The following is a 12,875-nucleotide window of genomic DNA, read 5'->3' on the forward strand; positions in this document are numbered from 1 at the left end:
GGGTTGTTCTTCTGGAGGAAGAAGGCGCGCGCGGCGGACCCCTACGAAGCGCTCGTGCACGAGATCGTCGAGGAGCAACGGAAGTCGGGGACGTACTGGTTCAACTTCGAACCGAAGAACGTGCCCGCGGGGCAGCGCGTCCTCTCCCTGAGCCCCGAGGACCAGAAGGGTTTCGTGCTGGCCGCGACGGCCTGGATCGAGGAGAACCGGGGTGGCAACGACTTCGCGCGCTGGGCGGTGGTCCACCGCACGATGACGGCGGTGCTGCGAAGGCGGCTCCCCTTCGACCACGCCGACCTGATGGCCCTCCTGGCCTGGTCGCTGCGGCAGCCCCTCCACTATTTCTACGTCGCTCCGCAGTTGATCAAGGCCGTCGAGGGCTACACGAAGGAACACGAGTTGACGCCGGAGCTTCGGGAGAGGATCGGGGAGCTCGCACAGCACCTGGTCTCCGGCTACACCACCGCCGATACGCGCCGGTGGGCGAAGAAGCTGAGGGAGCTCGCGGGGCTCCGCTCGGGGACCGTCCCGCTCGTGGCGGGCGAGGCGTGGTCGGACGTCGCTATCCACGACGTGGAGACGGAGGATGACGAGGGGCGACGGACGGCCTGGGTCGAGCTGCTCGGCCTCTGCGCGGGGGCCAGCGGAGCGAAGCCGTCGGCGAGGTGGAGGAAGGATGTGGAGCGGCACCTGGAGGGGATCGGCTTCGGGCCGTTCAAGGAGGCCGTGCTGCGGTGGTTCCCGCTCGTGGAGAGGCCGCGGACACGGCCCATCGAGGAGTGGTCGGAGTGGGCCCCGGACCCGAACCTCCTGATCGAAGACTCCAACGCCGACGTCCTGAAGGGCCTCGCGTGGGCGTGCGGCCTGCAGGAGGACGCGGAGCTCTCGCGCGCCCTCACGGCGCTGGCCTTGTCAGCGTACAAGAAGGTGCCGCAGGTCGGGGCGCGCTGCGTCCGGGTGGGGAACGCCTGCGTCTGGGCGCTGGGGAACATGCCCGGGATGGGTCCCATCGGGCAGCTCGCGCTGCTCAAGGTGCGGGTGAAGGCCGGGACGGCGCAGAAGGGGGTCGAGAAGGCCCTCGCGGCGGCGGCCGCGAGGCTCGGGCTGCCGGAGGACGAGATCGAGGAGATGTCCGTTCCTTCCTACGGGATGACGGAGGTTGGGCTGCGGCGCGAGGCTCTCGGCGGCTTCACCGCCGAGCTGGCCGTGACCGGGACGAGCTCGGTCGAGATTCGGTGGACGCGCCCGGACGGGAAGGCGCAGAAGTCGGTGCCGAAGGCGGTGAAGGAGGAGCACGCTCAGGGCCTCGGGGAGCTGAAGGGGGCGTCGAAGGACGTCCAGAAGATGCTCACCGTCCAGCGCGACAGGATCGAGAACCTCTACCTCGAAGCGAAGGTCTGGCCCTACGGCGTCTGGCGGGAGCGCTACCTCGACCACCCCCTCGTCGGCACGCTGGCGCGCCGTCTGATCTGGCGCTTCACGGACGGCGACAGGACGGTGGCGGGTGTGTGGTACGGGGGCCGCATGGTAGATCGGACCGGGCGCGTCCTCTCCTGGCTCGGCGACTCCACGCGGGTCGAGCTCTGGCACCCGATAGGGGAGACGCCGGATGAGGTGATGGCCTGGCGCGACTGGCTGGCGGAGCTCGAGATACGCCAGCCCTTCAAGCAGGCCCACCGCGAGGTCTACCTGCTCACCGACGCGGAGCGTAACACCCGGGTCTACTCGAACCGCTTCGCCGCCCACGTCCTCAAGCAGCACCAGTTTAACGCCCTGTGCTCGGCGCGCGGCTGGAAGAACAGCCTCAGGCTGATGGTCGACGACGAGTACCCGCCCGCGACGCGCCACCTCCCGGCCCACGGCCTGCGGGCGGAGCTCTGGGTGGAAGGCCTCGGCGAGGACTACGGGACCGACACGACCGAAGCGGGCACCTACCTGTACGTCGCGACGGATCAGGTCCGCTTCTACGGGTCAGACGCAAGAGAGAACTACGCCCACGCGGGCGGCGGCGGATACGGACCCGTGGTGTACGGCGCGGCCGCCGCTGCCGAGCCGCTGGCGCTAGAGGAGGTGCCACCCCTGGTCTTCTCGGAGGCGATGCGCGACGCCGACCTGTTCGTCGGCGTCGCGAGCGTCGGCAACGACCCCAACTGGTCGGACGGCGGGCCGGAGGGGCGCTACAGGGACTACTGGACGAGCTACTCCTTCGGGGAGCTCTCGGCGACGGCGAGGACGCGCGCGCAGGTGCTGGAGAAGCTCGTGCCGCGGCTCAAGATAGGAGACAGGTGCCGCCTCGAGGAGCGTTTCCTCGTCGTCCGGGGCGACGTCCGGACGTACAGGATTCACCTGGGCAGCGGCAACATCCTGATGGAGCCGAACGACCAGTACCTGTGCATCGTGCCCGCGAGCGGCTCCGCCTTCGGTGGCAACGGGAACGTCTTCCTGCCGTTCGAGGGCGACCGCACCCTGGCGGTCGTGCTGAGCAAGGCGTTCCTGCTGGCCTCCGACCGGGACATAAAGGACCCGACGATCCTGAGCCAGATCCACGGCACACGGTAGGAGAGCGACCCGCACGCGGCCCTGCGGTACGCTACGCGGACGATCCGCAACCGAAGCCGGGGAGAGGCATGGCAGGGAACGGCACAGATACGGGCATCTCGCTCTCCCGCGCGTTGCTGGGCGCCCTCTTCGTGGGAGCCGGCGCGCTGCACTTCTACGCCCCCGGCGCCTACGAGAGGATAATGCCGCCGTACCTGCCGCTGCACCGCGAGCTGGTCCTTCTCAGCGGCGCCCTGGAGATCCTGGGCGGCCTCGGGATGCTCACCGAACGGACGCGCCCCGCAGCAGGAGTCGGACTCGTCCTGCTGCTCCTCGCGGTCTGGCCGGCGAACCTCCAGATGCTGCTCGACGCCCGCGCTGCCGACAAGCCCTCGTGGTGGCTGGCGCTCCTGTGGGCGCGTCTGCCGCTCCAACTCCTGCTCATGGCCTGGGTCTGGCGTGCCTCTCGCCCTCGCGCCTGACCCCTCCCTGGCGTAGGCTGTCCACGGGCGGGGAGCGGAAGCACGGCGCGCGGGAGCCCGCTACGCAGAGGGCTATTCTCCTTCGTCCGGGAAGCTGTGCAGTATAATAAGCATACCGATATTCAGATAAAAGGAGAGGGCTTGTATGGCCGACGACGCGAGGCGTAGCGAGGTTGCGACGCTCGGGGGCGGTTGCTTCTGGTGCGTGGAGGCGGTCTTCGAGGAGACGAAGGGCGTCCTGAAGGTCGAGTCGGGGTATTCGGGCGGGTCCGTGGCCCATCCGACGTACCGGCAGGTGTGCTCGGAGACGACGGGGCACGCGGAGGTCGTGCAGGTGACGTTCGATCCGGCGGTGATCTCGTACCGCGACGTCCTTGGGGTGTTCTTCGCCACGCACGACCCGACGACGCTGAACCGCCAGGGGGCGGACGTGGGGACGCGGTATCGCTCGGCGGTCTTCTACCACGACGAGGAGCAGAGGCGCGTCGCCGAGGAGGTCATCGCGGAGATCGAGGCCGAAGGGGTGTGGGACGACCCGATCGTGACGGAGGTCGTGCCGTTCGACGAGTTCTACCGGGCCGAGGAGTACCACCAGGGGTACTTCCGGAACAACGCCCGGCAGCCGTACTGCCAGGTTGTTATAGCGCCGAAGGTGGCGAAGTACCGCAAGCAGCACCTCGACAAGCTCAGGGCGTAGCGCGTCTAGTCCTGAAGAATAGCGCCCCGCGGCGGCCTTGGTGAGGCGGTCGCGGGGCCGTGTCGTGCGCGTGGCCTGCCGCGGGGTCAAGGTGGGGACTTACTCTACGGAGGCCGGATGGGGCTGTTTGATGGGTTGCTCGGGCATGCTTCGGAGATAGACGTCTCGAAGGTCGGGGACGACTTCCGGCAGGTTCTGGCGCCCGGCGAGCGGGTCGAGAAGGCTTACCAGTTGATCCGGGATCTCTTCGTCTTCACGAACAAGCGCCTGATTCTGGTGGACAGGCAGGGCCTGACGGGGAAGAAGGTCGAGTACCACTCGCTGCCCTACAAGAACGTCACCCACCTCAGCGTAGAGACGGCGGGCCACCTCGATCTCGACGCCGAGCTGAAGATCTGGATCTCCGGGAGCCCCATGCTGGTCCAGGAGCAGTTCAACAGGAACCCGAACATCTACGAGGTCCAGAGCGTCCTCGCCGGCTACGTGCTCGGCTAGGCGAAGAACAGCGGAGGGAGCGCGACGCCGGCGCCGACCACCGTCGAGGCCTGTCGGCCCGCCACGACCGTGCTCTAGATGCGCGCGAGGGACCAAGACGCCGCTCCCCGGGGTAAAGGTAAGAAGTCTTACTTATCGAAGGCGGGCGCGGGAGTAGGATGCTTTCAACAGAACCTCTAAGGGAAAGGGAGGGACAGAGAAGGCATGGATACCGTATTCTTGTCTATCGGAGCGTTGGGCATGCTTGTGGGCGCGGTGTCTTTCGCGTACCTCGGTACGCAAGCTCCGCAGGGCACCCGACATTTCTACGCGATAACCTTTGTAATAGCGCTGATCGCATTTCTCTCCTACCTGGTGATGGCGACGGGCGGGGGGGCCACGCTGGTCGGAGACCGGGTCTTCTACTACGCCAGGTACGTGGATTGGGTCTTCACCACGCCGCTGCTGCTCCTCGATCTCGCGCTCCTGGCGCTGGCGCGTCCCGGCCGGAACGTCGGGCTGATCGTCGGCATCATCGTCCTGGATCTCTTTATGATACTTACGGGGCTGTGGGCCGGCGCGACCGAGGGCGCCGGGCGCTACTTCCTCTGGTTTATCAGCACGGCCGCCATGGTCGCCCTCCTCTACCTCGTGGTAACCCGGCTCTTCGCCGCCGCGCGCACCCAGTCGCCCGGGGTGCAGCAGGTCTTCAGGACCCTGGCGATCCTGACGGTGGTCCTGTGGTCCCTGTACCCCATCGTGTGGCTGCTCGGTACAGAGGGCTTCGGCACCGTGGGCATCACCACCGAGGTCGCCCTCTTCCTGGTCCTGGACCTCTCGGCGAAGATAGGCTTCGGCTTCCTCCTCCTGACCAACCGGCAGGCCCTGGGCGAGATCTCCAGCGGCGGTGCGGCGAGGCCCGCCAGGGTCAGCTGAGCCCTACGGTCTAGCCGCAAAACCAGGAATCGCTTCCAGGCCGCGCCGGTGTCCTATAGAGGGTACCGGCGCGGCACGTCGTGACCGCGCGAGCACGCCCGTTCGGCCGCCGACGATCCGGAGAGGGAGATGCAATGACGCCGATCGCGAGCGGAGGGACGGGGATAGCAGCGGCGCCGCGTCCCGCGCGCCCGGCGCGAGAGAGGGGCAGCCCCGTCGCCCTGCCCGCGGCCCTCGACCGGCCCGTGCGCGACGACTACGAGTTCGTGATCCTCGGCGCGGGATGCTCCGGTCTGAGCCTGTGCCACTACCTGCTGGAGGAGGGGGTGGACGCCCCTATCCTGATACTCGACCGCAAGACCTCCTTCGAGGACGACCGCACCTGGTGCTTCTGGGACGTCGAGCCCACCCCCTTCACCCACCTCGCTCGCGGGGAGTGGAGCTCCTGGTCCTTCGCCTCGGAGGCGGGCTCGGTGACCCAGACGACGAGCCGCTACCCCTACAAGTACCTCGCCGGCCGGGACTTCTACGAGCACGTCCTCGACCGCCTCGCCGGGAGTCCGAACGTCACGGTTCGCCTCGGCGAGGGGGTGGGCGGGTACGCGGAGGAGAGCGGAGGGGTCGGCGTCGAGACCTCCGCGGGCAGGGTTCTCGCCCGTCGCGTCTTCGACGGCCGCGGCCTCCCCCCCGGCTCCGCCGCGTTCGAGGAGGCTCGGCGGCGCTCCGTGTGGGTGCCGCAGGAGTTTCTCGGGCGTCGCATCAGGACGCGTCGGGACGTCTTCGATCCCGGCCGCTGCACGCTGATGGACTTCTCCGTAGACCAGTCACGGGGCTTGCGCTTCGCGTACGTGCTCCCGACGGGGGAGAGGGAGGCCCTCGTCGAGAACGTCTACCTCTCGGAGACGGGTACCTCCCGGCAAGGGCACCGGTCGGAGATAGGGGCGTACCTCGAAGGCTCCTACGGTCTCGGCCCCGGGGAGTACGAGGTGATGGGGGAGGAGAGGGGCTACATCCCGATGACGGACCACCGGTTCCCCCGCAGGCTCGGGGAGAGGGTCCACAGCATCGGCATGCTGGGCGGCGAGACGCGCCCCTCGACGGGGTACGCCTTTCTGCGCATCCAGCGCTACTGCCGGGAGCTCGCCCGCGCCGTCTCGGCGGGGTTCGAGGAGCCGCCCGCGAGGGTGCATCCCCGGCGCCTGGACCTGCTCGACGGGATCTTCTTGCGTTTCGTGCGGGAGCGTCCAAAGGAGTGTCCGGAGGTCTACCGGAGGATGTTCGCGGGCGTACCTCCCGACGCCCTCGTGCGTTTCCTGACCGAGAGGAGCACGCCGCTCGACGAGGCTCGTCTCGTCCGGGCGCTACCGAAGAGGCCGTTCCTCGCGCTCGCCGTCGAGGCTCTGCTCGAAAACGCCAGAGGCAGGAGAACGTGACGAAGTTTGGGTGACGTCCGTGTCGTGGGGGTTTCGGAGGCCGCGCGGCGGACCGTGCGGCGCAGGGTGCTGTGGCCCTCCTGGGGCCTGATCTCGGTCGCAGCGCTCCTCTTCGCCGCCGGCCTCGAGGTGCCGGGGTGGGCCGAGTACGCGCCGTTCGCCCTGAGCTTCGTCCTCTTCGGCCTGCCGCACGGCGCCCTGGATCACCTCGCGGTCCCGCGCCTCCTGGGCCGTGAGCCCTGGCCGTGGCCCGTGCTGGCGGTGGGCCTGCTCTACCTCGTCCTCGGCGGCCTCTACCTGGCCCTGTGGTTCGTCTCCCCGGTCGCCGCTTTCGCGTTTTTCATTTCTCTTACGTGGTTTCACTGGGGCGGGGGCGACCTGCACGCCCTCGTCGCGTTCGTCCCCGAGGGGCTCGCCTACCCGGCGGACAGGACGCATCGCGCGCTCGTCGCCGTCGCGCGCGGCGGGCTGCCGATGCTCGTCCCGCTCCTCGCGCACCCCGAGTCCTACCGCGCCGTCGCCGAGAGCACCGTCGGGCTCATCCTGGACGACGCGAGCGGCCTCTCGTGGCCGTTCGCGCCGGGCTTCCGCCTCTACGCCGGCGTTTCCTTCGCCCTGCTCGTCGCGGTGGCGCTGGCCTACGGCTACGTGAGCGCGAAGGGACGCGGCTCCCTCGCGGCCTGGCGCGTCGATGCCGCGGAGACGGCGCTCCTGGCGGCGTACTTCGCGCTCGTGCCCCCCGTGCTCGCCGTCGGCCTCTACTTCTGCCTCTGGCACGCCCCCCGGCACATCGCCCGGCTCGTACTGCTGGATGGTGCCTCCGCCGTCGCCCTCGAAGGGGGACGGCTCCCCCTCGCGCGTTTCTTCCGGGACGCGGCCCCCCTTACCCTCGCGGCCCTCGCCCTGCTCCTGGGCCTCTACGCCACGTTGCCGGGGACCGGTACCTCGGCGGCCGCGCTACTCGCGCTGTACCTCGTGCTCATCTCCGTCCTCACCCTGCCGCACGTCGTCGTCGTCTCGTTCATGGATCTCGAGCAGGGCCTCTGGAGCCGGGAGACCTGACGCGGAGAGCCGTCCCCCGCAGCACCGTGCGAGTCCGGACACGACCCAACAGGAACCGAGCACCTACGAGGTCAGGAGCGCCCTCGCCGGCTGCGCGTAAGGCCAAACACCCGCGCGGTTCCAGACCGTCCGGGATCGGAGGCTTTGAGGAGGTGGATTCCTCGTGCGGAGCCGACGTGAGGGCAGGCGCGGGCGGGACTCGTTCGCAGGAGTAGCGGTTGCGCGATGATAGGGCCTCCGGAACGGTACACGCGTGGGCGGCATTACGCTCGGAGCGATGGGTAAGGAACCTGGGGCCGCTCCCGGCTGTGGATCGGCTCTGGTTCAGGGGTCAGCCGAAGATGAGCCAGTAGAGGCCGTACAGGAAGGCGACCGTCAGGAACGCCGCCACGGCCACGAGGATGGCCTTCCCCGCGAAGGGGAGGGTCCTCCATATGTCCCTGAACTCGCGGCCCAGGCTCCGCAGCCTGACCTCGGCCTTGTCCAGGAAGAGGGCAATAAAGTGGACCTCGCTCGCGAGCAGCGCGAGGCCTATAAAGGCGGTGCCGAAACCGAAGCCCGGGGCGGGGCCGAGGAAGAGGCTCGCGACCACGAGCAAGACCCCGCTGACGACGTAGAGGATGCTGCTCGGCGACAACCGGCTCCGGGTCTCCTGGTGGCGCCGCTCGTAGCGGTCGCGGAAACGGCGACCCGGCTTGCTCGCCCGGAAATCTCGCAAACTGCGCTGCATCCTCTCGGTCATAGAACTCTTATTCCCCCGGAACGCTTCTGCTAACAGTGCGCTGCTCCCGCAGCTTTTCTCGGCCGTACCTGCGTGTTCCGGAATACGGGCGTCGGCTGAAGCGCATGATAGGCTCTGCGTACCGAGCGACGGCGGAAGGAGCGGGTTTATGACGGAGAAGGCTACCTTCGGGGCGGGGTGCTTCTGGGGCGTGGAGGCTGCGTTCCGCAAGATCGACGGCGTCCTGGAGGCGACCTCCGGGTACTCCGGCGGGCGCGTGAAGGACCCCTCCTACGGCGACGTCTGCACGGGCACGACGGGCCACGCGGAGGTCGTCGAGGTCGAGTACGACCCCGGACGGGTCTCGTACGAGGAGCTTCTGGAAACCTTCTGGAACGAGCACGACCCGACGCAGGTCAACCGCCAGGGCCCGGACGTCGGGACGCAGTACCGCTCGGCGATCTTCTTCCACTCCCCCGAGCAGGAGGCCGCGGCGAGAGCCTCCCTGGAGGCTGCCCAGGCGCGCTTCAAGAAGCCCATCGCCACCGAGATAACGCCCGTCTCCGAGTTCTACCGGGCGGAGGAGTACCACCAGCGCTACTTCGAGAAGGGCCTGCTCTCCCGCTTCTTCTCGTTCTAGGGGGACGAACCCGGCGGGGTCCGCCAGCCGTTCAGCTCCGGCTCATGCCGCCGAGGCCGAAGAGGTCGTCCTCGCCCCCGCCCGTCTGCAGGGCCTCCGCGAGCTCGTCGAGGCCGCCCATCTCGACCCTCATGCCGCCCGCGCCCGCGGGGGGCGGGTTCAGGGCGACGTACTCGACCTTCCCCCGGCAGCCTTCGAGGACCGCGAGCAGGCCCATGCCGGAGACCTCGACGGGCTTGAAGCCCGGGCCGAAGTCCGTGGAGTCGAGGAAGGCCTGCGCCCCGTCCGCGGAGCCGAAGAGGGGGAGGGCGCCGCGCTCGTCGACCGAGATCAGGAGCGGCTCGGCGCCGGAGACGGCCTCCCGGAAGAGGAGCACGTAGGGCGGCTGGGGCGCTTCCCTGGCGGGCAACGGGGCTCTACCTAGGGCCTCGGGGCCATGGTGACGAGGAGGACGAGGTTCTCCCCGCTCTCGTTGCGGACGCCGTGGGGCTCGCCGGAGCGCGCGATCACGGCTTTCCCCCGGCCGAGGTCCGCCTCCTCGTCCCCGACGGTGAAGCGGCCGGTCCCCTCCAGGACGTAGTAGACCTTGTCCGACCCCTCGTGGGCGTGGACCTTCTGGGCCTGGCCGGGCAGGAGGCAGTAGAGATCGTAGAAGAGGTGCGGGGAGTCGAAGAGGGCGTTCTTCTTCATCTTCTCCTCCGAGAAGGCGACGGCGTCTGCGAAGGACCTGCTCTCCAAATCCGGCTCTCCTCTTCTTGCGTTGGGCGCGGCCCAACTCTAGCATCTCGCGCGGTATTGTGAGACCCGGGCGCGCGGCCTCCCGCGAGCCCGGCAAAACGGAGGAGGGAAAGATGAACAATACGGAGGTAGCACCCGCGTGAGGTACCCCATGACGACCCTGCGCCTCCCCGAGTGGGTGGACGGGTTCCTGCCGGACGCCGAGACGCCCTACCCGAGCGTCGAGGACCGGATGAGGCTCGTCGTCGGGCTCGCGCGGGAGAACGTGGAGCGGGGGACCGGCGGGCCGTTCGGGGCCGCGGTCTTCGACCTGAGGAGCGGCAGGCTCGTCGCCCCCGGCGTCAACGCCGTCGTCGCCCTGGGGCTCTCCGTGGCCCACGCGGAGGTACTCGCGATCTCGACCGCCCAGGGGGTGCTCGGCCGCTTCGACCTCGGCGGGGAGGGGGAGCCGCCCCTCGAGCTCGTCACGAGCACCGAGCCGTGCGCCATGTGCTCGGGGGCGATCCTGTGGTCCGGCGTCCGGAGCCTCGCCTCGGGCGCCCGCGACGAGGACGCCCGGGCCGTAGGCTTCGACGAGGGCCCCAAGGCCCACCGCTGGGAGCTGCCCTTCGAGGAGCGGGGCATCACCGTCGCCCGCGACGTCCTGCGCGAAGAGGCGGCGGGGGTGCTGAGGCGCTACGCCGAGGGGGGCGGCGAGATCTACAACGCCCGCCGCGGCGCGCCGTGATCTAGAGCCGGAACTCCTTCGGGAAGTCCGTGAGGTTGCGGCTGCCGTCCTCGGTGACGACGACTAGGTCCTCGATCCTGATGCCGCCGATCTTCGGGTCGTAGAGGCCGGGCTCTATCGTGATGACGTCGCCGGGGACGAGGGTCTCGTCGGCCGTGGAGACGCGGGGAGCCTCGTGGATCTCGAGCCCCACCCCGTGGCCGGTGCCGTGGATGAAGCCCTCCTGCAGGGGCTCGCCGGGCTTCTGGTCGTGCTGGAGGGTCTTGTAGCCCTTCTCGTGCAGGATCTCCGAGACCCTGGCGTGGATCTCGCGGCCGTTGATGCCGGGGCGTATCATCGCGAGCGCGGCGAGCTGGCTCTCCAGGACGGCGTCGTACATCCTCTGGAGCTCCCCGGACGGCTCGCCCTTGACGAAGGTCCGGGTCATGTCGGCGTAGTAGCGGCTCTCCTTGCTCGCGGGGAAGATGTCCACGATGATGGACTCGCCCGCCCTCAGGGGCCCGTGCCCCTCGTCGTGCGGGTCGGCGGCCTGGGGGCCCCCGGCGGTTATGGTCCCGTCGGCGGCGCAGCCCCGCCTCAGAAGCTCCGCGTCGATCTCGGCGCGCAGGGTCTCGCTCGTCAGGACCTCGCCGCGCCACCGCAGGGTGCCGTCGCCGCCGGCCTCGGACTCCTTCAGGATCTCCACGGCGTGGGCGCACGCCGCCTCGACCGCCCTCTGCGTCTCCCCTATGTAGGAGACCTCCTCCTCGGTCTTGGAGCGGCGGAGATCGGCGAAGAGCTTCGCCTCGGGCGTCACGGTGAGGCCCCGCGCGCGCAGCTCGTCGGCGTAGAGGATGCCGAGGTCGGGCGGCACGGCTACGGGGGAGTCCTTCGCCCCGACCTGGGAGAGGAGGCCGGCCGCTGCGGCGGCCAGCGCCCGGCCCCCGCTCTTGAGCTTCTTGGCGAGGTCCACCACCCCGAGCTCGTCGAAGGAGAGCACCTCGTCGGCGCGCGCCTGCTTCTTCGCCCGGCCGTACTCCATCGAGGAGACGGCGAGGTAGCTTCGATCCTTCGCCCTCAGGCAGATCATGGGGTCGGGGGCCAGAAACCCCGACAGGTGGTACGCCGCCGCGTCGTGCTGCGAGGCCCCTATGACGAGGAGCGTCCTGCCGGATGAGCCCGTGCCGTTCTCCATGAGAATCCTCCCGAAGTCTAAGATCCAGGTTCGTGGAGCCATTCTACTACCGGCGCCGCGCCGCCCCGGCGAGGGACCATCTAACCGCCGAAAGGAGACGGGGCCTCATATATAATCGGGACGGATGGGTGCCCCAACGGACATGAGAAGCAGGGTCGAGACCGCCCTGAACAAGGTGCGCCCGGCCCTCAAGGCCGACGGCGGCGACGCCCGCGTCGTCGAGTGCGACGAGGAGAAGGGGAAGGTGAGCATCGAGATGCTGGGCGCCTGCGGCGGCTGCCCCCTCTCGCAGCTCGACTTCGCCTACGCCATCGAGAGCCTCATCCGCCGCGAGGTCCCCGAGGTCCGCGACATCGTAGCCGTCTAGGCCGCGGCAGACTCGCCCCGGCCCGGCCACCGGAGCAGGGAAGGGGACCCTCTAGGCCGGCGGTCCCGCTACGCGTCGCGAGCGCGCCGGCCGGCGCGCTACGAAGACGTCGCGCCCGTGCGGGTCCCCGACGATCTCCGGCTCGAAGCCGGCCTCCCGGAGCAGCCTCAGCCACTCGGCGCGCGGGAAGAGGCCGCAGAGATGCCGGTCGTGCTCGACCCGCGCCGGTCCGTTCCCCTCCCGGAGCAGGTAAGCGTACTCGACGGTGTAGGTCGTATCCTCCTCGTCCGGGTCGTACGTCCACTCCAGGTAGCGCAGCGCGCGCCCGTCGCCGTCGGTGCCGCCGTGTTCGGTGCCCGGCCGGAACGTCTCCCGGACGTGGTCCGGCACCAGGAGGGCCAGCCCGCCGGGGGCACAGTGCACGAACGCTGTCTCCAGCGCCCGCCGGAGGTCGTCGAGCGTGGTCATGTAGTCGATGGCGTCGTGGACGAAGACCACGCCGAAGGCGCGCCCGAGCCGGAGCGTGCGCATGTCGCCCTCGAGGTGTTCGCAGTCCGGGTTGAGGGCGCGGCTCACCTCCAGCATCTGGGGGGAGAGGTCCGTGAGCGTCACCCGGTCGAAGAGCGTCTTGAGGTGCACCGCGTTGCTGCCCCCGCCGCAGCCCAGCTCGAGCAGGGCGGGCGCGGGCGGTAGGCCCTTCTCCTTCAGCACCCCGCGAAAGAAGGCGGCCTCTTCGACGTACTCGTCGGGCGGGGAGAGCAGAGGCCACCACGCGCCCAGCTCGGCGTAAAGCTTCGGCATCATCGCCGCCTCCGTTCCGGGTGCCTCCGGGCCGACGTACGAGCCCCGCAACCCAGGGGGAGCGCTCGAAGGTTCCGGCGCCCCT

At 69.5% G+C, this 12,875-nt stretch carries 15 protein-coding genes; 10 read left to right on the top strand and 5 right to left on the bottom strand.

Features of this window, described 5'->3' with window-relative positions; all coding sequences use genetic code 11:
• Positions 1–3 precede the first annotated feature (3 nt).
• The 7 genes from GBA65_RS04485 (at position 4) to GBA65_RS04515 (ending at position 7,622) form a co-directional block, all read left to right on the top strand.
• Complete coding sequence (locus GBA65_RS04485; RefSeq protein ID WP_207956137.1) at positions 4–2,559, top strand: DUF4132 domain-containing protein; 2,556 nt, start codon at positions 4–6, stop codon at positions 2,557–2,559.
• Positions 2,560–2,627: 68 nt separating this feature from the next.
• Positions 2,628–3,020, top strand: a complete 393-nt coding sequence (locus GBA65_RS04490) for a DoxX family protein (protein WP_166395562.1) — start codon at positions 2,628–2,630, stop codon at positions 3,018–3,020.
• A gap of 145 nt (positions 3,021–3,165) precedes the next feature.
• Positions 3,166–3,717 (top strand): peptide-methionine (S)-S-oxide reductase MsrA, encoded by a 552-nt coding sequence (msrA, locus tag GBA65_RS04495; RefSeq protein WP_166395563.1) that lies wholly within the window; start codon positions 3,166–3,168, stop codon positions 3,715–3,717.
• Positions 3,718–3,834: 117 nt separating this feature from the next.
• Positions 3,835–4,212, top strand: coding sequence for a PH domain-containing protein (locus tag GBA65_RS04500; protein WP_166395564.1), 378 nt, complete (start codon positions 3,835–3,837; stop codon positions 4,210–4,212).
• A 219-nt stretch (positions 4,213–4,431) separates the two neighbouring features.
• The gene (locus tag GBA65_RS04505) at positions 4,432–5,127 is read left to right on the top strand and encodes a bacteriorhodopsin (RefSeq protein WP_207956138.1); all 696 of its coding nucleotides are present in this window, start codon (positions 4,432–4,434) and stop codon (positions 5,125–5,127) included.
• Positions 5,128–5,261: 134 nt separating this feature from the next.
• Entirely contained in the window at positions 5,262–6,560 is a 1,299-nt protein-coding gene (locus tag GBA65_RS04510; protein ID WP_166395566.1) for a lycopene cyclase family protein, read from the top strand.
• 6 nt (positions 6,561–6,566) lie between these two features.
• Complete coding sequence (locus tag GBA65_RS04515) at positions 6,567–7,622, top strand: Brp/Blh family beta-carotene 15,15'-dioxygenase (RefSeq protein ID WP_207956139.1); 1,056 nt, start codon at positions 6,567–6,569, stop codon at positions 7,620–7,622.
• A gap of 331 nt (positions 7,623–7,953) precedes the next feature.
• On the opposite strand, the gene GBA65_RS04520 is transcribed toward GBA65_RS04515, so the two are convergent.
• Complete coding sequence (locus tag GBA65_RS04520; RefSeq protein ID WP_166395567.1) at positions 7,954–8,364, bottom strand: hypothetical protein; 411 nt, start codon at positions 8,362–8,364, stop codon at positions 7,954–7,956.
• A 148-nt stretch (positions 8,365–8,512) separates the two neighbouring features.
• On the opposite strand from GBA65_RS04520, the gene msrA (GBA65_RS04525) reads away from it, so the two are divergent.
• Positions 8,513–8,983: a peptide-methionine (S)-S-oxide reductase MsrA gene (gene msrA / locus GBA65_RS04525; RefSeq protein ID WP_166395568.1), complete on the top strand. Its 471-nt coding sequence runs from the start codon at positions 8,513–8,515 to the stop codon at positions 8,981–8,983.
• A gap of 31 nt (positions 8,984–9,014) precedes the next feature.
• Here the strand turns inward: msrA (GBA65_RS04525) and GBA65_RS04530 are convergent, their stop codons facing one another.
• Both GBA65_RS04530 and GBA65_RS04535 read right to left on the bottom strand, forming a co-directional pair.
• A complete protein-coding gene (locus GBA65_RS04530) occupies positions 9,015–9,392 on the bottom strand; it encodes a hypothetical protein (RefSeq protein ID WP_166395569.1) in 378 nt (125 codons plus the stop codon).
• Positions 9,393–9,403: 11 nt separating this feature from the next.
• A complete protein-coding gene (locus GBA65_RS04535; protein ID WP_228281678.1) occupies positions 9,404–9,721 on the bottom strand; it encodes a cupin domain-containing protein in 318 nt (105 codons plus the stop codon).
• Between the two features lie 139 nt (positions 9,722–9,860).
• Here GBA65_RS04535 and GBA65_RS04540 point away from each other — a divergent pair, with 139 nt between their 5' ends.
• Positions 9,861–10,448 (top strand): nucleoside deaminase, encoded by a 588-nt coding sequence (locus GBA65_RS04540; protein ID WP_207956140.1) that lies wholly within the window; start codon positions 9,861–9,863, stop codon positions 10,446–10,448.
• 1 nt (position 10,449) lies between these two features.
• On the opposite strand, the gene GBA65_RS04545 is transcribed toward GBA65_RS04540, so the two are convergent.
• A complete protein-coding gene (locus tag GBA65_RS04545; RefSeq protein WP_166395570.1) occupies positions 10,450–11,622 on the bottom strand; it encodes a M24 family metallopeptidase in 1,173 nt (390 codons plus the stop codon).
• 142 nt (positions 11,623–11,764) lie between these two features.
• Here GBA65_RS04545 and GBA65_RS04550 point away from each other — a divergent pair, with 142 nt between their 5' ends.
• Positions 11,765–11,989 (top strand): NifU family protein, encoded by a 225-nt coding sequence (locus tag GBA65_RS04550; RefSeq protein ID WP_228281685.1) that lies wholly within the window; start codon positions 11,765–11,767, stop codon positions 11,987–11,989.
• Between the two features lie 51 nt (positions 11,990–12,040).
• Here GBA65_RS04550 and GBA65_RS04555 read toward each other — a convergent pair whose 3' ends face one another.
• The gene (locus GBA65_RS04555) at positions 12,041–12,793 is read right to left on the bottom strand and encodes a class I SAM-dependent methyltransferase (protein WP_207956141.1); all 753 of its coding nucleotides are present in this window, start codon (positions 12,791–12,793) and stop codon (positions 12,041–12,043) included.
• Between the last annotated feature and the right edge of the window lie 82 nt (positions 12,794–12,875).

Source organism: Rubrobacter marinus (assembly GCF_011492965.1).
GTDB lineage: Bacteria > Actinomycetota > Rubrobacteria > Rubrobacterales > Rubrobacteraceae > Rubrobacter_F > Rubrobacter_F marinus.

Excerpts from the sequence above, each read along its gene's own strand:
- GBA65_RS04490 (WP_166395562.1), top strand. The coding sequence starts at position 2,628 with ATGGCAGGGAACGGCACAGATACGGGCATCTCGCTCTCCCGCGCGTTG.
- msrA (WP_166395563.1), top strand. The coding sequence starts at position 3,166 with ATGGCCGACGACGCGAGGCGTAGCGAGGTTGCGACGCTCGGGGGCGGT.
- GBA65_RS04500 (WP_166395564.1), top strand. The coding sequence starts at position 3,835 with ATGGGGCTGTTTGATGGGTTGCTCGGGCATGCTTCGGAGATAGACGTC.
- GBA65_RS04510 (WP_166395566.1), top strand. The coding sequence starts at position 5,262 with ATGACGCCGATCGCGAGCGGAGGGACGGGGATAGCAGCGGCGCCGCGT.
- GBA65_RS04520 (WP_166395567.1), bottom strand. The coding sequence starts at position 8,364 with ATGACCGAGAGGATGCAGCGCAGTTTGCGAGATTTCCGGGCGAGCAAG.
- msrA (WP_166395568.1), top strand. The coding sequence starts at position 8,513 with ATGACGGAGAAGGCTACCTTCGGGGCGGGGTGCTTCTGGGGCGTGGAG.
- GBA65_RS04545 (WP_166395570.1), bottom strand. The coding sequence starts at position 11,622 with ATGGAGAACGGCACGGGCTCATCCGGCAGGACGCTCCTCGTCATAGGG.
- GBA65_RS04550 (WP_228281685.1), top strand. The coding sequence starts at position 11,765 with ATGAGAAGCAGGGTCGAGACCGCCCTGAACAAGGTGCGCCCGGCCCTC.
- GBA65_RS04555 (WP_207956141.1), bottom strand. The coding sequence starts at position 12,793 with ATGATGCCGAAGCTTTACGCCGAGCTGGGCGCGTGGTGGCCTCTGCTC.